18 protein-coding genes, 1 tRNA gene and 1 pseudogene are annotated in these 20,988 nt (G+C 34.8%); 9 read left to right on the top strand and 11 right to left on the bottom strand.

Translation table 11 applies throughout. The features are described 5' to 3' along the window. Positions 1–111: 111 nt before the first annotated feature. Positions 112–185: transfer RNA gene (locus tag H4O20_RS00990), tRNA-Asn, on the top strand. Between the two features lie 247 nt (positions 186–432). Here H4O20_RS00990 and H4O20_RS00985 read toward each other — a convergent pair. The 10 genes from H4O20_RS00985 to H4O20_RS00940 form a co-directional block, all read right to left on the bottom strand. Beyond that, positions 433–1,998 (bottom strand): hypothetical protein, encoded by a 1,566-nt coding sequence (locus tag H4O20_RS00985; protein WP_185097988.1) that lies wholly within the window; start codon positions 1,996–1,998, stop codon positions 433–435. A gap of 57 nt (positions 1,999–2,055) precedes the next feature. After that, complete coding sequence (locus H4O20_RS00980; protein WP_185097987.1) at positions 2,056–2,838, bottom strand: enoyl-CoA hydratase/isomerase family protein; 783 nt, start codon at positions 2,836–2,838, stop codon at positions 2,056–2,058. A 161-nt stretch (positions 2,839–2,999) separates the two neighbouring features. After that, positions 3,000–4,412 carry an ATP-binding protein gene (locus H4O20_RS00975; RefSeq protein ID WP_221442659.1) on the bottom strand — a complete coding sequence of 471 codons (1,413 nt, stop codon included), beginning with the start codon at positions 4,410–4,412 and terminating at the stop codon, positions 3,000–3,002. A gap of 116 nt (positions 4,413–4,528) precedes the next feature. Beyond that, complete coding sequence (locus tag H4O20_RS00970; protein WP_185097985.1) at positions 4,529–5,077, bottom strand: CopD family protein; 549 nt, start codon at positions 5,075–5,077, stop codon at positions 4,529–4,531. 43 nt (positions 5,078–5,120) lie between these two features. After that, entirely contained in the window at positions 5,121–6,464 is a 1,344-nt protein-coding gene (locus tag H4O20_RS00965; RefSeq protein ID WP_185097984.1) for an MATE family efflux transporter, read from the bottom strand. A gap of 64 nt (positions 6,465–6,528) precedes the next feature. Beyond that, complete coding sequence (gene hemH / locus H4O20_RS00960; protein WP_165145909.1) at positions 6,529–7,566, bottom strand: ferrochelatase; 1,038 nt, start codon at positions 7,564–7,566, stop codon at positions 6,529–6,531. A gap of 210 nt (positions 7,567–7,776) precedes the next feature. Then, on the bottom strand, positions 7,777–8,409 hold the full coding sequence (locus H4O20_RS00955; protein WP_139856193.1) for an NAD(P)H-dependent oxidoreductase: 633 nt from the start codon (positions 8,407–8,409) through the stop codon (positions 7,777–7,779). Between the two features lie 22 nt (positions 8,410–8,431). Further along, positions 8,432–9,244, bottom strand: a complete 813-nt coding sequence (locus tag H4O20_RS00950) for a type 1 glutamine amidotransferase domain-containing protein (RefSeq protein ID WP_185097983.1) — start codon at positions 9,242–9,244, stop codon at positions 8,432–8,434. Positions 9,245–9,325: 81 nt separating this feature from the next. Continuing rightward, entirely contained in the window at positions 9,326–9,910 is a 585-nt protein-coding gene (locus H4O20_RS00945; protein ID WP_185097982.1) for a Crp/Fnr family transcriptional regulator, read from the bottom strand. Positions 9,911–9,935: 25 nt separating this feature from the next. Then, positions 9,936–10,847 carry a helix-turn-helix transcriptional regulator gene (locus H4O20_RS00940; protein WP_139856191.1) on the bottom strand — a complete coding sequence of 304 codons (912 nt, stop codon included), beginning with the start codon at positions 10,845–10,847 and terminating at the stop codon, positions 9,936–9,938. Positions 10,848–11,121: 274 nt separating this feature from the next. On the opposite strand from H4O20_RS00940, the gene hemA reads away from it, so the two are divergent. From hemA to hemF, 8 genes and pseudogenes are all read left to right on the top strand, one after another. Further along, positions 11,122–12,384 (top strand): glutamyl-tRNA reductase, encoded by a 1,263-nt coding sequence (gene hemA, locus H4O20_RS00935; RefSeq protein ID WP_185097981.1) that lies wholly within the window; start codon positions 11,122–11,124, stop codon positions 12,382–12,384. A gap of 2 nt (positions 12,385–12,386) precedes the next feature. Then, the gene (hemC, locus tag H4O20_RS00930; protein WP_185097980.1) at positions 12,387–13,301 is read left to right on the top strand and encodes a hydroxymethylbilane synthase; all 915 of its coding nucleotides are present in this window, start codon (positions 12,387–12,389) and stop codon (positions 13,299–13,301) included. Between the two features lie 18 nt (positions 13,302–13,319). Continuing rightward, on the top strand, positions 13,320–13,964 hold the full coding sequence (locus tag H4O20_RS00925) for a uroporphyrinogen-III synthase (RefSeq protein WP_185097979.1): 645 nt from the start codon (positions 13,320–13,322) through the stop codon (positions 13,962–13,964). Positions 13,965–14,014: 50 nt separating this feature from the next. Next, complete coding sequence (gene hemE, locus H4O20_RS00920) at positions 14,015–15,043, top strand: uroporphyrinogen decarboxylase (RefSeq protein ID WP_139856187.1); 1,029 nt, start codon at positions 14,015–14,017, stop codon at positions 15,041–15,043. Beyond that, positions 15,044–15,526: a hypothetical protein gene (locus tag H4O20_RS00915; protein WP_185097978.1), complete on the top strand. Its 483-nt coding sequence runs from the start codon at positions 15,044–15,046 to the stop codon at positions 15,524–15,526. It begins immediately after the preceding gene. A 42-nt stretch (positions 15,527–15,568) separates the two neighbouring features. Then, positions 15,569–16,342: an EI24 domain-containing protein gene (locus H4O20_RS00910; protein WP_139856185.1), complete on the top strand. Its 774-nt coding sequence runs from the start codon at positions 15,569–15,571 to the stop codon at positions 16,340–16,342. A gap of 99 nt (positions 16,343–16,441) precedes the next feature. Further along, positions 16,442–16,795: pseudogene (locus tag H4O20_RS15290) on the top strand (transposase); the annotation flags it as partial. A 321-nt stretch (positions 16,796–17,116) separates the two neighbouring features. Continuing rightward, a complete protein-coding gene (hemF, locus tag H4O20_RS15080) occupies positions 17,117–18,019 on the top strand; it encodes an oxygen-dependent coproporphyrinogen oxidase (RefSeq protein WP_246051423.1) in 903 nt (300 codons plus the stop codon). A 139-nt stretch (positions 18,020–18,158) separates the two neighbouring features. Here hemF and H4O20_RS00900 read toward each other — a convergent pair whose 3' ends face one another. Then, a complete protein-coding gene (locus tag H4O20_RS00900) occupies positions 18,159–20,813 on the bottom strand; it encodes a DEAD/DEAH box helicase family protein (protein WP_139856183.1) in 2,655 nt (884 codons plus the stop codon). Positions 20,814–20,988 lie beyond the last annotated feature (175 nt).

Below are 20,988 nucleotides of genomic sequence, written 5' to 3'. Positions count from 1 at the left end.
TTTTTTATTTTTTTATTTTGATGAATGTAAAAAAGGCTTATATTTGCACCCGCCTACGCAATCTAAGAGATTGTAATAGCAAGCAAAAGCTAGCAAAGGCAAGACATAAATTCCTCTTTAGCTCAGTTGGTTAGAGCATCTGACTGTTAATCAGAGGGTCCTTGGTTCGAGCCCAAGAAGAGGAGCAAACAAACCCAGACAACCGTCTGGGTTTTTTGTTTTTTATACTGTTATGGAATATTGTGGGATCAAGAACAATTGTTGTGTTTATGCAAAAATCGGATCAAGAACAATTGTTGTGTTTATGCAAATATTCTGGTTAATCTACAACGAGTGAGAATTCTATTTCAATTCACACACAACTTTTGAGAATGATCCATGCTTTGGTTAAGAGTAAGGAATACTCTAAAAACTTAGAGGATGCATGGAGAACTAAAAATATAATTTAACCAACATTGGTTTTTTATTGCTTTCTGCTTGTACCAATATATCCGATTTGTTTAACAGTACCCCAAATCGCAGTCCGAGCTGTGCATTGTAAATATCGGGATACAAAATTTTCTCATATCTAAATGTGCCTGTTTCGTACATTTTTAAAAGATATAATCGAGGTCCTTCTTTAAATTCAACATCATTGTTTTTTAAAATTTTTAAATCGGAAGCCGCATTCATAAAATAATACGAAACATTGTTTTTGGCTGTGGAGGCATACGACAGGAAAGGAATATTGTCGAGCGACCAAGCGTTTTGCTTTTTATTGATGTTTTTTGCCCAAACTAATTCGCCATTACCACTTATTCGGCAACTAATAATGTCTTTATAGATTCTATTTGCATTTACATAATCGCCAGATCCATCCATCCAAAATTCTTCAGAATTAATAATTACGTCACCATTTTCTAGCATAAATGTATTTCTATACGAGAGCGAAGATTTTAATTTCTCTTTTACTTTTCCATATTTTTCTATCATAAATTTTTCGGAAAAAGGCTGGAAGGATTCCGAGGAGGTCGCTAACGATTTTAGATCTAAATTAAATCGCACTACACCACTGTATCCCATGTAATTGTCAAAAAAACCTGTGGTTGACGGATCTGTGTAAAGTCCTACTGCGGCAAGCTTATCTGCATTGTTTATCAATTGGAGCGAACGAATAATATTGTTGCTCATTATGGAAATTGGCTGTTGTTTTTTAGAAACTTTATCTGCTGAAAAAAGGATGAAATAATAATTTGGAGCGTTTTTCTTTTCTAAAACTATCTTGTCGTTAAAAACCCGTCCTAAAAAATAGATCTTCCCTTCGTTGTCTATAACCATATTAAAGTACTGCAATTGCAGACTTTTATTTTCTGCTTCATTAAGAGAAATTATATTTTCAAATTCGTATTCATATAGCTTTTCTAAATTTTTATTAAAAGCAATAACCAACAATGCACTGCCCTTTTTAGTTTTGGTAAATAGATTTAGTGCTGTAAATTCTCCATTTTCAGATTCCACAATATCACCGAAGTTATAATTGTGATGCAGATTGTATTCTGGCTCGCTGCGAATGCCAAAATGATCGTATTTGTTTATGCGGTTCCTGTCTAAAGCATAGATTTCTTTTTCACTAAAATTGAAATTTTCTTTTGAAGAAGTTAAAGTAGCAAAGGCATATTCTTTCGCTTTGTAATTGTATTGAAATTGTAGTAGAACCACTGAATCTTCGGTTAAAAACAAACCTTTTATTTCGTTCCGGTTTACTTCAACCTCAGTTCTTTTAAGCAATTTTAAATCTTTGCTGTAATGCTCAATATAATATCCTTTGGGGTTTGAAACGCTTGAATAATAATTTCGAACCGTAAAAATATCGCCGTTAGTATCTTCTTTGGCAAAGAGTAGGGTTGTTTTATATTTTTCATCTTTAAAGATTTCACTTGCCGCAACCTTTAGCGAATCTGCCTGTGCGTGGACTAATGAACTCAAAAATAAGCAGAATAGAAAAAGTAGTTTTTTCATAAATTGTGAAATAATTAAAATTATTAAGATGAAAAATATCCGCTTCCTTGAAAAATATTATTTCCCAGGAAAATCTGCTTTTCTCTTTTCAAGAAAAGCCTGTGTTCCTTCTTTAAAGTCTTCGGTACCAAAGCAGTTTCCGAATTCTTCAATTTCAATATTAAATCCGTTAACGCCGTCTTCGTAATTAGCGTTTATCGCTTTTATAGCCGATTTAATTGCAACAGATGAGTTTCTCATAATTTTCCCAGCAATCTTTTCAGTAGTTTCAATTAATGCCTCAGGAGTAGTTACTTGATTTACTAATCCGTACTGCAAGGCTTGGTTAGCATCAATCATTCCCGCTGTCATAATCATTTCCATAGCACGACCTTTACCAACCAGCTGAGGAAGGCGTTGTGTACCTCCATATCCAGGAATTACACCTAGTGAAACTTCTGGTAATCCCATTTTAGCATTGTCTGAAGCTATACGGAAGTGTGCTGCCATAGCTAATTCTAGTCCGCCACCAAGAGCAAAGCCATTAACAGCTGCTATTACAGGAGTAGTTAGGTTTGCAACAAAGTCGAAAAGTAATTCTTGTCCCTTAGCGGCAAGATTTCCTCCTTCAGCTACCGAAAAATCTGCAAACTCACTAATATCTGCACCTGCTACGAAAGCTTTCTCACCACTACCAGTAACAATAATCACTTTCGTCTCTGAAGATTCATCTGCTTCTTTAAAAGCAGTGTGAAGTTCTTGTATAGTTTCACGGTTTAAAGCGTTTAATTTTGATGGTCGATTAATTGTGATGGTAGTAATCCCATTATCAGTTTCGGAAAGTATGTTTTGATAGCTCATTTTATATTTTTTTAGATAATCCTTTTTCTTTTTTACACTAACTTTTTTCAGTTTAAGATCTCGATACTATTAGTTTCGGATGCCAGTTTGTATGGAATTTTATTTCGGCGACAGCAAGAACTTACGTTTATAAAAGTTGTTACCACAAAGCTACTAAAAACCTATTGCATTGCTGGGAATGAAACTTCAAAAGTGGTTTTTTCTGAAGTCGAAGTTAGCGATATTGTTCCGCCGTATCTCTCAACTATATTTTTCACCATTCCTAAGCCAAGTCCCATCCCGCTAGATTTAGTGGTAAATTGCGGTTCAAAAATTCTTTCTTTGTTTTCGTCTGGTACGCCAATTCCATTGTCTGTAACGCGTATACTTACGAAAGCTTCTTTAGCTATTACTTCCACATCAATTCGTGGCTCTTCAGGGTTTTTCTGCTCAATAGATTGAATACTGTTTTTAACCAAATTGGTAACCACCCTAACTAGCTGTGTTCTGTCGAATAGTACGCGAACTTCCTCTTCTTCTGAAAAGAAATATATATAATCTTCAGTAAAAATCTCTAAGGCTAATTTTGTGATTTTAACTACGTTTAGTGTTTCATCTTGCTGCGCTGGCATTTTTGCATAGGTTGAAAAAGCCGAAGAAATGGAGCTCAAAGTGTCTATTTGCTGAAGCATGGTGTTGGTGTACTCAGCAATTTTTTGTTCAATATCTGGGTCGTTGCGATCAAATTTCCGTTCAAAACTCTGAACTGTAAGTCGCATAGGGGTAAGCGGATTTTTAATTTCGTGTGCTACTTGCTTTGCCATTTCACGCCAAGCAGTTTCACGTTCGCTAGCTGCGAGCTGTGCGGCACTTTTTTCCAATTCGTCAATCATTCTATTATACGCATTGATAAGTGTTGAGATTTCGGAAGGAGTGTCGCTAAGGTGTATTTTCTTGTTTCGAGTATCAAAACGGGTTTCTGCTAACTTTTCACTTATTTCCTTTAAAGATCGAGTAATATATTTTGAAAGAAAATATGCCATTGCAATCGCCACTAACAACATTAGTAAATAGGCGATTCCAAGCCTGTAGAGATAGTCTATAAGCTCTTTGTTGATTAGGTCATCGTCTTCTATATACGGTAGGTTAAGTATCGCTAGGGGCTTAAAATAACTATCTGTAATGTAAGTGTAAGACGATTGGTATTTTTGGCCTCCTTCTTCAAATGCTTTTATATAGTTTTTATTTGATGAATTTTGAAGCTTTTCCAAAACCAAGTCTGGGATTTTTTGTGAGACTGTATCTCTGAAAAAAGAAGGTCTTGAAGATTTTAAAAGATTCCCATCGAGGTCGTAAAGGAAAATTTCGAGTCCGTGGATATCTTTTATTTCGTATATCTTATCCTTAAAAATTAGAGGAATTTGGTTTGTTTCTTCGGGATAGGTAGTATTGTCTAAAACGTATTTAATGTTAGCACGAATAGCCGATTCTTTACGTAACAATCGATCACGATGATAATCTTCAGCTTCTGTTTTGTACTGATTAACGGTAACAATAACAATAAGTACTGAGGCTCCAATGACTAAGAAAATCATGGAGAGAAAGATTCTAGTACGTAGCGATTTTTTATAAAAGTACACTTATATCATTTTGAAGAAGAAAGATAGCAATAATTAATCCGCTTTAATTCAGAATTTAAATTTCATAATTCTTAATTGTTCTTTTCTTCTCTAATTCTTTTATACATTTTATATCCCATCATCAATAACATAGAAAAAGCGATGATTCCTACAGTTCCGTAAATCCAGTTTACAGCACTTTTTAGGATTACTAAGAATACAACAGCAAAGAGAATGATGGTCGGCACTTCATTAAAGAGTCGCATTGAATTTGAAGTGTGTTTAATTACCCCTTTTTGAAGTTGTTTAAAAATTTGATGGCACTTTAAGTGATAAATAATAAGCGCGACTACAAACGCTAATTTTACTTGCATCCAAGCATCTGTAAGCCAAAACATTCGCATACTAATAAGCCATATTCCGAAAAATACTGCTAGAATCATACTTGGCCAAGTAATGATATTCCATAATCGAGAAGCCATTATGTTGAGTTGTTTTCCTAAAATTTCTTTTTCAGGAGAAGGTTTTTGTGAAGCTTCAATTTGATAAACAAACAAGCGAACAATATAAAAAAGTCCAGCAAACCAAGTAACTATAAAAATAAGGTGAAGTGATTTTATGTATAGGTAGTATTGTTCCATTGAAATAGTATAGAAAAACAGTTTAAAAGTAACCTTTTAATATTTATTCTTTTAGGGTTTTTCGAATTTCTCTATTTAAAAAATATCCAGTAACGATAGTAGACAGTATATCTGCCACTGGGAAAGAAATCCAAACCCCTAATTCACCGAAGTAATACGGAAGAATAAAAATAAATGGGATAAAGAAAAAACCTTGTCTTGTTAATGTTAGCAGCAAAGCGGGAACTGCTTTTCCAATTGCTTGAAAGTAAGCCGAACCTATTAGTTGAATTGCAATAATAGGAGTAGCAGCAAACACCCAGCGCATATAATGCGGAGTTTCTGAAAGAATGTCGGGGTCATTAGTAAATACGGAAGTTATAGCTTCAGGAAACGACATTATTAATATGAAAATTAAAATCCCTAATCCTCCTGCGTATAATATGGCTTTGTTAATGCTTTCTCTTACGCGTTTGTATTTATTTGCGCCATAATTATAACCTGCGATAGGTAGAAATCCTTGGGTAACTCCTAGAACTGGGAAGAGTGCAAACATCAACATTCTCCCAATAATTCCATAGGCTGCAACTGAAGCTTCGCCGCCAAAATTAAAGAGAATATTATTCATTAACAGATAGGTTACACTAACTACTGCCTGCCTCGCTAAGGTTACAAACCCTAAAGCCGATATTTCCTTTAATATAGAAAGGTCAAGTCCAAAATGTGACCAGTTTATTTTTAGTTCAGCTTTATCGCTTAAGAAATAATAAAGTATGTAAAAGAAAGATAAGGAGTATGAAATAGTGGTCGCCCATGCGGCACCTGCCATCCCCATATCGAAGATATAAATGAAAATATAGTCTAAAAGGAGGTTTCCTATGGAAGGAATAATCATCGCAATCATTGCGAATTTTGGTTTCCCTTCAGCGCGGATTACATTGTTTCCCATCATACTAAGGGCGAGAAGGGGCACTCCGTATAATACTATGCGATAATAAATCTTTGCAGGCTCAAATATGTCGCCTTTACCTCCGAAAGCTGGAATTAAATCGTTAATAAAAGTTAATCCAAAAATCACCATTGCTACAGTAAGCAACAGCGTTAGTGTGATTTGATTTCCAAAGGTTTTAAGAGCTCTCGCCCTGTTGTTAGAACCTAAAGCTCTAGATATAATAGAAGATCCTCCAATACCAATTGCCATACCCAAAGCGGCAATAAAAAATGATACAGGTAGAACTACATTTATTGCTGCAATGGCAATAGAACCAATCCAATTCCCAACAAAAATAGTGTCTACCACTACATTGAGTGACATCACTAAAATTCCGATTGAGGCGGGTAAAGCTTGTTTTACCAATAAGCTACCAATAGCATCGGTACCAAGAGCATCAGACTGATTAGGTTTCATATAGTTTCTGAAAATTTATTACCCTGAAAATTGCATTCTCTTTATATAAAGAGATATGGTTCAATTAGGCAATTGCCGTTTTTACATCTGCAATTCTCCATTGGTCAATCCAGCCTGTTAAAACATCAACCCAATCGTCACGATCGTTTAGACAAGGTATTGTTGTGAATTCTTTTCCGCCAGCTTCGTGAAAAATTTCTTCACCTTCCATAGCGATTTCTTCCAGTGTTTCTAGGCAATCACTCACAAAAGCAGGTGTTACAACTGCAATTTTTTTAGCTCCTTCTAATCCAAATCTTTCAATTGTTCTGTCTGTAGGTGGTTTTAACCAAGGATCAAAACCTAAACGCGACTGAAAGGCATTAGAATATGTTCCAGGTTTTAAGTTTAGTTTTTCGGCAACTAATTCGGTTGTTTTAAAACATTGATGACGATAGCAATATTCGTGGGCTGGAGAATCTGTTACACAACAGCTGCCGTCTATTTTACAATGACTTTTAGTTATATCTCTTTTGTAAATATGTCGTTCAGGAACACCGTGATAACTAAACAGCAAATGCTCATAATCTACACCTTCCAAACTTTCGGCAATACTTTTTGAAAGTACTTCAATATATTCTGGCTTATTGTAAAAAGCCGGAAGTGATGTTATTTCAAGTTGCGGAAAAAACTCCTTTTTTAGTTCTTCCACTTTCACATCAATGGTTTCGGTTGTAGCCATTGCAAATTGTGGGTATAATGGAATCGTTAAAACTTCATCCACGCCTTGGTCAACCAATTCTTGTAGCCCTTTTTTTAAGGTCATACTTCCATAACGCATGGCCAAAGCAACAGGAATTGTAGTTTTTTTCTGAATTTTTTCTTGAAGTCGTTCTGAAATTACAATTAAAGGAGAGCCCTCATCCCACCAAATCTTTTTGTAAGCTTCGGCTGATTTCTTAGGTCGAGTGTTTAATATAATTCCTCTTACTATAAAAGAGCGAAGCCAAAAGGGAACGTCAATAACCCGTGGATCCATCAAAAATTCGTCAAGATATTTTTTTAAGTCTTTCGGGTCGGTGCTATCAGGTGAACCGAGATTTACTAGGAGAACTCCTTTCATTTGTGATTTAAATTTAAAAAAACAAAATTACTCTTTTAAAATTGAACCTTCAAGATTGATATTGGTAATTAATCCTATGGCAATATTAGAAAAGCTTATGTGTTATTTAAGCCTTAATTTCTGAAGCAGAAAATATTAAAATAAAAAAATCCCCGAAAATTCAATTTTCGTTGAATATCGGGGGTTTACAAACTAACAATTAATCAAACTCTAACTTATCTCAGTTATAAATTCTTCTTTTGGAGTGCGTACTTTTTTCATATTTACCAACCAGTCTTCCGATTCATCGCGGTAACCTAGCGTTAAAATAAGTGTACTCTTTAGACCTTGTTTCTTTAAGTCTAGAAGCTCATCTACAGTTTCAGGAGTAAATCCTTCCATAGGTGTAGCGTCAATTTTTTGCTCAGCTGCAGCTGCAATAGCCAAACCAAATGAAATATAAGCTTGTTTAGCAGCGTGATGTGCATGCCACTCTTGACTTAGTGGTTCGTACATACTCCAAAGGTTGTTTTTATATGCGTCCATAGTTTCAAGCGGTAATCCACGCTCATTCATTGTGTAATTGAAAACAGATTCTATTCTGTCTAAAGTATACCCATCCCAAGAAGCAAAAACTAAAACGTGTGAAGCATCCAAAATCTGACTTTGATCCCAAGCTGCTGGCTTTAATTTAAGTAATAACTCTTTATTAGTGATTACAAATATTTTATAAGGTTGAAGTCCAGAAGACGAAGGAGCTAATCGCGCTGCTTCTAATATATAATCAAGTTTTTCTTGTGGAATGGTTTCTCCATTCATTTTTTTAGTAGCATAACGCCACTTCAAATCTTCAATTAATTTCATATATCTATGGTTTTCTTAACTTTTACTTATTTAATTTTTCTAATAATTTCTCAGCAACTAATTCTGAAGATGCTGGGTTTTGACCTGTAATTAATAGTCCATCTTCAACTGCATAAACAGCCCAATCTTCACCTTTAGAATATTCTCCTCCATTTTCTTTCAACATGTCTTCAACTAAAAATGGAACAACATTGGTTAATTGTACAGCATCTTCTTCACTATTAGTAAAACCTGTAACCTTTTTTCCTTTAACCAAAGGTGTGCCATCTGCTTTTTTAGTATTCTTGAATACTGCAGGAGCGTGACATACAGCTGCAATTGTTTTGTCGTTATTATAAAATGACTCTATAAGTGCAATAGAATTTTTGTCTTCAGCTAAATCCCATAACGGTCCGTGTCCACCAGGATAGAAAACAGCGTCGAAGTTTGCTTGATCTACTGTTTCTAGTTTTACTGTGTTGCCAAGTATGGTTTGCGTTTCTTTATCTTTATAAAACCTAACCGTAGCTGGGGTTTGTGATTCGGGAGATTCGCTTTTTGGGTCCATCGGCGGTTGACCTCCTTTAGGAGATGCTATTGTAATTTCAACACCTTTATCTTTAAGTAAATAATAAGGAGCAGCAAATTCTTCTACCCAAAATCCCGTTTTCTCTCCTGTATCTCCTAAATCAGAGTGACTTGTCAATACAAATAATACCTTTTTCATCTTTTCTTGTGTTAATGGCTTTAACTCTTCATTTGTTATCTCGTCTTTTTGTGAGTTTCCACAAGAACAAGTTAACGCGGCGATTATCACCGTAAAAAGAATTAAATTCTGTTTAATGAATAATTTCATAGCCTTTAAACTCTATTCACTTATTTATAACAGCAAAGGTAGCGGGTAGAATTGTCAAAAAAATTGACCTATGGTAATAAATCAACCTTTTACTAGTTCTTTGCGAATTCGGCTAAGGCTTTGGGTGGTAATTCCTAGATAGGAAGCAATATGGTAGTTTTTTACGTTTTGCTCTATATTGGGATAGGAGTTTACAAAATTTAAATAACGCTCGGAGGCAGATTGAGCGAGATTAGAAATTATTCTTTTTTGAAAAGAGGCAAAGGCGCGCTCCATTTTTTTGCGAAAGAAAGATTCTAGCTTTGGAATCTTTAAATAAAGCAATTCCATGTCTTTTTTAGATATTTTAAAAAGTGTAGCATCCTGAATACATTCAATATTCATTACTGCTTTGCTGCTGCTAAAAAATGCTGTGTAATCGCTAATCCACCAATCTTCTATTGCAAATTGAACCGTGTGTTCCTTCCCTTCTGGGTCTATATAATATGTACGTAAACATCCGTCTGCAACAAAGTATTGGTCGTAAACCTGCTGTCCAGCTTCTAGCAATAAACTGTGTTTTGGAAGATTTAGTTTTTTAAAACTTTGCGCTAGTAATTGTTTCTCTTCAAAAGTGAAAGTGAGATCTTTAAAGATGGTTTCTACTAGTTCAGTTTCAATAGACATTTAAAAACTTTAGTATTTAGGATGTTTAAACATTAAGACCCATTAAAAATTTCTTTGGAGTAGTGCCGAATTTCTTTTTAAATGCGGATATAAAATGACTTGAAGTACTATATCCTACTTTAAGCCCAACTTCGTTTACGTTATGTGATCCTGTTGCTAATAATTGACGTGCAACTTCCATTTTATAGTCGAATAAAAAACTAAAAACCGAATCGCCGTAAATTTGCTTAAATCCTTCTTTTAATCTGTTAATTGGTAAATTAATTTCATCGGCAAGCTGTTGTAGGGTAGGTGGCTCAGCCATTCTAGAGATAATAATTTGCTTGGCCTGTTTAATTTTTGAAATATTCACTTCATCTGCTAAAAACGGACATTGCTCTATGTCGGCATCGGCAGGACGATTAAAATATAAACTTAGCAACTCATAAGCTTTCCCTTTAAAATAGAGAGGTTTTATAGTTGGGTGTAAGTTGTAATTCATCAATTGATTCAACACAATTGCCATAGAAGGTGAAATTGGACTGTCCTTATAATATTTCCGGTCTTTATTTTCTTCATTTAAGAAGGTGATATAATCGGCTTCCGTTGAAAAAAAACTGTGGAACTTATTAATAGGAAGCAATACTGAAAGCACCCAGGTGTTAGGGGTTACGTGCAAATCTAACGGTAAATCTCTTTGAGGGTTATATAGTAAAAGTGAGTTATTTTCTTTTATAGGTAGAACGTAGTTACCATTGTTGAATGAAAATGATGCCGCTCCTTTTATGCAAAAGTGAAATTGAATAAAGTTAGAACTTACTTCTCGCTTAAATATTTGATTATCATTAGTTTCGTTGTTGAATTTTAAAATGAAAAAACCAGTTTCAATTGCTATTTCTTCATAAAAACCTACCCCGTTTTCATGTAAACTTTGAGCGGTATTTTTTTGATTATTCATTTAGATATTGAATTGATTTATTTAGAATAGTTCTAAATAAAAATATGTTATATTTGTTGGGAAACCGCTAAATTAGGGCATTATATATGATAAATGTCATATTTTGATTAATTTTAACACGTAGCGATACAAAAGATACCGCTAGCGTTACTTTTTGAAAAAGTATGACAGTACATTTGCCTAGTTTTAATATTATGCCTAAAAATCTTTTACATACTACAGAAATGAATAAGCTAGGCATCCTTAATTTCTATTTCTCAAATATACTTTGTGGATGAAAAATAACTTAAAGTCATATTCTGGTGAAACCCTTGAGGGTCATTTTTACGCGATTGGACTAAACTATAAAAAAGCAGATGCCGAGATACGCGGTCATTTTAGTATTGATGATAATACAAAAAAGCAAATCTTAAAGCAAGCGAAAGAAAATAGAATTCCATCACTTACCGTTATTTCTACTTGTAATCGTACGGAGCTTTATGGTTTTGCACAACATCCATATCAGCTTATAAAGTTACTATGCGAATATACAAATGGTACTGTAGAAGAGTTTGAAAAAGTAGCCTATATTTATAAAAACCACGATGCCGTTTCGCATATTTTTACTGTTGGAACTGGATTAGATAGTCAGATTTTAGGAGATTTCGAGATTATTAGTCAGTTGCGTAATTCGTTTCGCGAGTCTAAAAAACACGATATTTTCAATCCATTTATGGAGCGTCTTGCAAATGCAGTTATTCAAGCAAGTAAGCGTATAAAAAATGAGACTAAAATTTCTTCAGGAGCAACATCTGTTAGTTTTGCCGCGGTGCAATACATTATGAAGATGGTTCCAGAGGTTTCAGAAAAAAATATTTTACTTTTCGGAACTGGAAAAATTGGTAGAAATACTTGTGAGAACTTAATAAAACACACAAAAAACGATCATATAACCCTTATAAACCGCACCAAAGAAACTGCTGAGAAAGTTGCAGGTAAATTTAATTTGGTGGTTAAGGATTATGCCGATATACAAAGTGAAATAGCGCAAACCGATATTCTTATTGTTGCAACAGGCGCACAACAGCCAACTATTTCAAAGGAACTTTTATATTTAAAAAGACCACTTTTAATTTTAGATCTTTCAATTCCTAAAAACGTTTCTGAAAATGTTTTAGAAAATGAATTGGTAACGCTAGTTCATTTGGATGAACTTTCAGCATTAACCGATGAAACCTTAGAACAACGTGCATCACAATTGCCAAAAGCGAGAAAGATTATTTCTGAAATTGAAAAAGATTTCAATAAATGGGCGGACAACAGAAAATTTGCTCCTACCATTAGAGCTTTAAAACTTAAGCTTGCTGAAATTAAAGAAGGTGAGATAGACTATCAAAGTAAAAAGATAGAAGGCTTTAATCAAGAACAAGCCGATATTATCAGCGATAGGCTAATTCAAAAAATTACTACACATTTTGTCAATCACTTAAAAGGCGAAGAAGGCTCTGCCGAAAGTATTGAACTAATTAGAAGAGTTTTCCAACTTGAAACTGCTTAGTCTTGAAAAAAACCATTCGAATTGGTACCCGCGATAGTGAACTAGCACTTTGGCAAGCCAATACTGTAAAATCTAAACTAGAAAATCTAGGTTATAAAACCGAGCTAATGCCCGTAAAATCAGAAGGAGACTTAGTCCTAGACAAGCCTCTTTACGAGATGGGTATTACTGGTATATTTACCAAAACGCTAGATGTAGCTATGATTAACGGTATTGTTGATATAGCAGTGCACAGTATGAAAGATGTACCTACTCTTTTACCTAAAGGAATAGTGCAAACTGCAGTATTAGAAAGAGCTACATCACAGGATATTCTAGTAGTTGAATCTGAGGTTGACTTTGAAAAACCTTGTACAATTGCAACTGGAAGTCTTCGCAGACAAGCACAATGGTTACACAGATATCCCAATCATAATTTGGTTGATTTACGCGGAAATGTAAATACCCGTCTTCAGAAATTGAAAGACAATAAATGGGAGGGAGCAATTTTTGCTAAGGCAGGATTGGAAAGAATTAATGTGTTGCCAGGAAAATTCATCGACTTAGATTGGATGATTCCTGCGCCAGCACAAGGCGCGATGGTGATAGTTGCAATGGAGAACGATCCGTTTTCAATAGAAGCTACATCAAAATTGAATCATTCCGCTTCAGAAATATGCACCCACATAGAAAGAGAATTTTTAAACACTTTAGAGGGTGGGTGTACTGCGCCAATTGGTGCATATGCTCAAATTATTGACGATGAGGTGATGTTTAAAGGATGCTTATTTTCTTTAGATGGAAAAGATATGCTTGAAATTGAAAAAAGCGTAAAAACATCAGATTATAAAAGATTTGGAAGAGAATGTGCTTTAAGTATACTGTCTAATGGAGGAAAAGAATTAATGGCCGAAATTAAACAGCATACCAATAAATAGGCTGCTAATAGTGTTGTAATGAAGAGCGTTCTGTCTACCAAAAAACTGAGCTTTTCCCAAAGGGAATTGTTGCTTAACGCAGGGATATCATTGGTAGAATACAACGCAATAAAAATCGACTTTATAGACTTTAAAGCGCCTTCTGAAATTGATAATGCTATAATTACGAGTCAAAACTCTGTAAGTGCTATTCAACATGCGAATATTAAAATTCAGAATTGCTATTGTGTAGGAGAAAAGACTAAGGCACTTTTAGAGAAAAATGGTCAAAAAGTGATCAAAATGACTGAATATGCTTCGGAATTAGCGCCATATTTAGTTGAAAATCATAAAAACGATCATTTTTATTTTTTCTGTGGAAATATAAGAAGCGACGTTATCCCTTCAGCTTTAAATGAAAATAATGTCTCTTTCGAAGAAATAAAAGTATACAATACAAGCTTACAACCTAAAAAGATTGAAAGACAATTTGATGCAATCATGTTTTTTAGTCCGAGTGGTGTAAGAAGTTATTTTAAAGAAAATAAAACTGAAGCCTTGGCTGTGTGCATTGGCACAACAACTGCTTCAGAAGCTAAAAATTACACAGATCATGTAGTTGTTTCAAACGCTACAATTGTTGAAAGTGTAATAGCGAAGACTGTAAAAACGTTACGAACTTAATATCTGTAAGCCTATGGGGTTAAATCTGTTAGGTTTATAATAATAATGCTATGATAAAAAACGATTTATTCTTAAAAGCACTTCGCGGAGAAACCGTGGAGCGTCCACCTGTATGGATGATGCGTCAAGCAGGAAGATATCTTCCGGAGTTTATGGAGATTAAAGAGAAATACGATTTCTTTACTCGTTGCCAAACTCCTGAACTCGCTAGTGAAATTACAGTACAACCTATCCGTCGCTACGGAATGGATGCTGCTATTTTATTTAGTGATATTTTGGTGATTCCACAGGCCATGAATATTCACGTAGAAATGAAACCTGGAATTGGCCCGTGGGTTCCAGAGCCAATCCGTTCTCAAAAAGATTTGGAACGCGTTATTGTACCAGATATTAATGACACACTTGGCTATGTAATGGAAGCTATTAAAATGACCAAGGAAAAATTAAACGATGAAATTCCATTGATTGGTTTTGCTGGAAGTCCATGGACAATTTTATGCTACTGTGTGCAAGGTCAAGGAAGTAAGAATTTTGACAAAGCAAAAGAGTTTTGTTTTACACAACCAGTTGCTGCACACGAATTGCTTCAGAAGATTACTGATACTACAATTTTATACTTAAAAGAAAAGGTAAAAGCAGGTGTTAATGCTGTTCAGGTTTTTGATAGCTGGGGTGGAATGCTTTCACCAACCGATTATCAAGAATTTAGTTGGAAATATATTCAACAGATTATCGACGCATTAAAAGATGAATCTCCAGTTATTGTATTTGGAAAAGGATGCTGGTTTGCCTTAGATGTAATGGCTAAAAGTGGTGCTTCTGCATTAGGTGTAGATTGGACTTGTTCTCCTAAAAACGCTAGATACTTAACAGGAGGAAACATCACTCTACAAGGTAACTTTGATCCGACTAGACTTTTCAGTCCGCCGTCTGAAATTAAAAAGATGGTGAAACAGATGATTGATGAGTTTGGAAAAGATCGTTATATAGTAAATTTAGGACACGGTATTTTACCTAATATTCCAATTGAGAATGCAGGTGCTTTTATAGAAGCTGTAAAAGAATACAAACAAGATTAAATGCTTTGGCGAATTTTTAATAGATTAGACTTCAAGCAACTCTTTGGGTTGCTTGGTCTTTTTATTAGAAATCCGTTTTACGGAATTCCAACCATTTTTGCCACCAAAAATTGTATGCTTATTGCACAGAAAGAATACGGCAATACGCATCATTTAAATAATCCGGCAAATGCATTTAGGCACGCCTTCTGGGTGATATTGATAATCCGAAGATGCTTAAAGTGGAGGAGGAATGAGGAAAAAGCAAAAGCTTGGGCTAAAAAGTTCACCGATTGGCACGAGGATTTCTCACCTAACGAACCATTAGATAGAGCCATGGATATCCATAATAATTTAATGGGAATTATTTTTTATGAAGAAATAAAGAATAAAAGCGAGGAAGAAATTGTAACTTTTTTGAAACAAAAAGCAGAGGAAGCGGCAAAGATTGAAACTGTTGAAGAGGTTGAGAGATTTGATGATAAGTTGGTCTATATAGCCTAGTTTGTCATTATAGTTATTCTGCAACGTTTGAAACTCAAAACTATGATTAAAAACATTCTAAGAGGCATAAGAGCATACGTTGGAACTTTCAAGCTTATAAGTAAACTTGGGCTTTGGAAGTACTTTGGAGTGCCGATGGCAATTAGTTTTTTTACGGCAATCTTAATTGCGTTTTCAGCTTGGGGTTTAAGTGATAATCTTGGTGCATTTATATCAAAAGTTTGGTTTTGGGAATGGGGAGCGGAGACTTTTAAAACGATAAGCGAATTTATAGGAGCCTTAATTATCATTGCACTTGGGCTTATTCTTTATAGGCATATTGTAATGGCACTTAGTGCACCTTTTATGAGTCCTGTTTCAGAAAAAATTGAAAAGCATTTATACGGGGTGGACAACATAGACCACTCGCATAGAAACACAACCAATGCGGGGCAATTATGGCGAGGAATTCGACTAAATGTCCGAAACTTATTGATGGAGTTAATGATTACCATACCTATAATTCTAATCGGTTTTATCCCTGTAATTGGAATAGCATCATCAATTTTGTTGTTTTTAATACAGAGTTATTACGCAGGCTTTGGAAATATGGACTATACGTTAGAGCGACATTTTAAATATGCTGAAAGCATTCAATTTGTTAAGAAAAACCGAGGTTTGGCAATAGGAAACGGTATTGTATTTATGCTTGTACTATTAATTCCTGTGGTTGGAATTATCTTGGTTTTACCTCTTTCAGTAACCGCAGCAAGCACAGAAACTTTAAAAGTTTTGGAAAACCAAAAAACAACTCAAAGGGTGTCTAATATACTGTAACTCGTCTGCGTTTTGGTAAGGTTTTGAAACCATCCTGCAAGGTCTCTAAGACATCCTGCAAGGTCTCTAAGACCTTGTAGGTATTAAAAACGAAGGATTATGAAACTAGAAACAATTGAACAATCACATTACTACCATATTTACAATCGAGGTATTAATGGGGAGAATATTTTTAAGACTGAAGAAAACAAACGCTATTTTCTTCAATTATTTGGAAAATATGTTGCTCAGAATGTTGAAGTTTTTGGTTATTGTTTAATGGATAATCACTTCCATTTTCTTATTCAAGTTAATTCGAAACCGGAAGAATTTACTAAGAGTATTTCCGATTTTTTCAATGCTTATGCAAAGGCATTCAATAAATTTGCAGGACGTACGGGAAGCTTATTTGAAAAGCATTTTAAAAGAATAAAGGTTAAGGATGAAAACTATATAAAGTCTCTTTTAATTTATATTCATAATAATCCTAAAGAAACACAGGATATTACAAAGTATAAGTTTTCCTCTTTTCATCATTATTTAAATCTAAGTCAACCAGAATATTTTAAAATTTCAAAAGATTATATAGTTAACACTCTTTTTGAATCTATAGAAAATATGGCGTATTCACATAATAAAGAAATACTTGCAGGAGAAGACCTACAAGGAGCCCCCGCAGAAAAGGCGGGGGAACATCTTGCAGGAAATAGTCAGATTCAAAATAATTTTGACTTACCCGGCGATAACAACAAAAGCAACTGTTTTGTGGACCCAAACTCCCAAACTAAAAAGAATATGAAAGAACAATTTGTAGCCTACATAAAAAATTTACAAAACGAAATAACTTCAGCCTTAGAGTCAATAGACGGTAAGGCGAAGTTTCAAGAAGATAAATGGATTCGCAAAGAAGGCGGTGGCGGCCGAACTCGCGTGATTGAAAACGGAAATGTTTTTGAAAAAGGAGGAGTTAATATTAGTGAAGTACACGGGAAATTACCTGAAAGTATGCAGGCGTATTTCGGAGTAAAAGACGCAGATTTTTTTGCTTGTGGCTTGAGCTTAGTACTACACCCAAAAAACCCAATGGTACCAACAGTACATGCAAACTGGCGCTATTTTGAAATGTACGATGCTGCAGGAAATATTGTAGATAGTTGGTTTGGTGGAGGACAAGACTTAACACCTTACTACTTATTTGAAGAAGACGCAGCACATTTTCACAAGGTGTGCAAAACAGCTTGCGACAAACATAATAGTGAGTTTTATTCGACGTACAAAAAGCGTTGCGACGAATATTTTTGGAATTCTCATCGCGATGAAGCTCGTGGAGTTGGAGGCTTGTTTTTTGATTATTTAAAGAAGACCGATGAGATGAATATGAAAGACTGGTACAATTTTGTAACCGAAGTTGGTAATAGTTTCTTAGATTGTTATCTGCCGATTGTTGAAAAGAGAAAAGACCTTTCATATTCTGAAGAAAATAGAACTTGGCAAGAAATTCGTCGTGGGCGTTATGTTGAGTTCAACTTAGTTCACGATAAAGGAACTTTGTTTGGATTAAAAACCAACGGTCGTATAGAGAGTATTTTAATGAGTTTACCGCCACACGTTCAATGGAAGTACGATCATCATCCAGAGGCGGGGAGTGAAGAAGAAAAGCTTGTTGAGGTATTAAGAAACCCTAAAGAGTGGGTTTAATCTGCACAGCCATTTTCTTGATTGTCCAGAAACTTTCTTTTGCAGACTAGTTTTCTTCACAGCGATACAAATATCACTGTTCCTGCAAGGGAGTCCCAGATCATAAGTGAATTAGCTTCGCCTTTGCAGGGAACTACCATCACTTCCATATCAACGACTTTTTTGATTTTAGGTTGTTCCCATGCTGAAAATAATGAAAGCGGGCTTTTAACAATAGTTTTCTGCCTATAGCATTTCTAGTAAAAGTGAGTTCTGCCTTTCCATTGTATTTTTTCCAATGTCTGAAGAATAAATCTGCATCCTTTTTCCTTTCGGCAAATAGCTTTGGAACGCTGTAATAATTGGCAAGCCCCAATTTATTTCTAAACCAGCCAGATTGACTAACAATATAGCGCGGATTTTCAACAGGAGATATAATTTCTTCAAGGTAATCTGTAAAAAGCCAACTTTCTTTAACTGTGGCACCTTGTAAAAAACAGCTTATTTCCGTTTGATTAATATTTTCAATTACAACTTCAATTTCGGTTGCGGCAGATTTTATAATCTGTTTTTCAATCATAGCTGCTTTTAAGGCATTTGCCATTTTTTTCAACTGTTTATCTCTTCTGCCATATTTAAGATATAATTTGAGTGCTTTAAAAGTTTTTGGGACAAATATTAAAACAATTCCGCTTCCTACGGCATAGAAGAAATAAAGAAATCCACGTGAAACTAAGGTGAAAAAGTTTTTTAAAAAAAGTTCAGGAATGGTAATTGCCATTAATACTGAAATTTCGACAAAGGCATATTTCACTAAATCTCTATAATAATACTTTTTTGGTTTTGTGGAAGTTGTTTTGGATTCAAAATCTAGCTTCAACTCTCGAATCAATATGTTTCCCTTTTCTAGCGCTTTATCCCATCTTTTCTTTACGTTGGGGCGATTTAATGCCAAAGAGCACATTTTCTCATTTAAAACTTCTACTTCTGAGAGCGCCCTGGTTATTTTAAAACGGGAAATACCGTTTTGTATATAAGGTTGTCTTTCAAGAGAAATTCCGCAGAAGGCATTAAACCTTCGGGTTAACGTTTCTAAATCGGCACCGCCAATATTACTAGTGGGATCCACGCAAGCAAGATGCCAGATGTTTGCTACTTTTTCGGGTTTTAAAGGGTTTATGCGAAGTGCCCGACCGCGCATTTGATTGGAGGTTACAAAGGAGCCAACATATGAGGCTAGAATGAGTGTATTAATTGCTGGTGCATCCCAGCCTTCACCCAATAACGATTTCGTGCCAACAACGACTTGAATAAATCCATCTTCAAATAGTTGCGTTATAGCGCCTATTATTTGCTTTTTTCCGTATAATGTTGGCTTGATAATAATATACTCTGTGTCCCATAAAATGGATTGAGTGAAAGCATTTCTAGATATATTAGAGGTTAATTCATTCAACACCGAATTGTGAATTAAAATCAACGAGCCAGTAAGTACGGCTAATTTACTTTTTTGAAGTTTTAAAGAATCGTCGTTCTTTATGTTGTTTCGAAGATGCTGAAAGATAGGAACTACCCCCATTTTGTTGATATCTGAAAGCGTCTCACCATATTTAAAATCGAGATACTCTTTTCTGATATAGTCTGAAAGAACTACCATTCTCAGTGAATTCCCTAAGTTTTCACTTTCTATCTTCGTGATTTCAACAATACTCCTAAGCTTTGAAGGACTTTGGGAGAGGGAACGATACAGATTGCCTTCGCCAACAAGATTAATCCGTTGTTTATCGAAAGCACCAATTTTTCGCAGCTTCTTTTCAAGGGTATTTAGCAGAGTTTCATTATCAATATAAACCTCTCTATTATCAACTAAAAGGGGTTGCAGTAAAGCTTCAACCCACTCATAAGTAAATGAAGGGAAGGTGATGTTTTTTGGGTTCACCCCTAATACTTCAATTTTTTCTGAAGGAATTTCAAAATCAATCGAATTTAAGTATATAAGCATCGCCGAATAGAAATCTGGATGTTCGTAAATAGCTTCTAGTAAATTTTCAGTATTCTCATAAAATGGATGCTTCAGAATAAAGTTTTTAAAATCTTCATCTGCTTTTAACCATGAAACAAAGGCTAGTATCTGCTCGCGATATTTGATTATATATCGAATTTGTTCTTCATCCGGTAGCGAAAAATAAATATAATCCTGATGTGGGCATATGTTCCCTTCCTTTACCAATTCTGGTAAGCCGATTTCCATATCTATAGGACCACACAATTTAAAATAGTTGGCTATCTCATTGGCTTCACTGTCATATGGTGGGGTTGCGGTCAGAGAAATTACAGTGCAATCTGGAAGTTGTTTTAAACTAATTAAGGGTTTCCACCATTCCTTTTTTAGATGGTGCGCCTCGTCTAAAAGAAGATTTTCGATTCCACATTTCTGAAAAAAATTAAGCAATTTAGTATCAGAACTTTCCATTTCATTCTTATAAAAAGAATGTAAAGATTGATACGTAGAAAAGGTAAGTGTTTTTGGGTTTTTTAAGTTGAAGGAAACTTGTATTGAATGTTCACCGTTTACAAAACATTCTAACATTCGCTCGTACCATTGATTACGAATTGTTAAAGTGGGGGATAAAATGAGTGTCTTTTTGTTTATTCTGCGTACCATTTCTAACCCCAAAACAGTTTTTCCAGCGCCAGGAGGCGCTACTATATGCAAATGTTTATCTTCTATATGCATTTCGAAATCTTCCAAAAAACGCGCTTGATAGCTTCGCCAGGTAAATTTGAATAGTAGGGATGAGGATAGCGTGTTCAATATATGGAAGGCTCAGATTATAGTAGTAAATTTGCAACGCTAAAAATAAAGTATTTTAACGAGTTTAAAATATCATGTAAAATATGGTTTTTGGTAGAATAATTTTGCGGATTTGATTTTTAAATCGGCGATTTTAGATTTATCAAACAATCTAAAAATTCAAGTCTAAAATTTA

Origin of the sequence: Aequorivita sp. 609 (assembly GCF_014212065.1) — a bacterium.
In the GTDB taxonomy this organism is placed as follows: Bacteria; Bacteroidota; Bacteroidia; order Flavobacteriales; family Flavobacteriaceae; genus Aequorivita; species Aequorivita sinensis.
The sequence above is the reverse complement of the archived record's forward strand: the minus strand, read 5'-3'. Positions and strand labels throughout refer to the sequence as shown.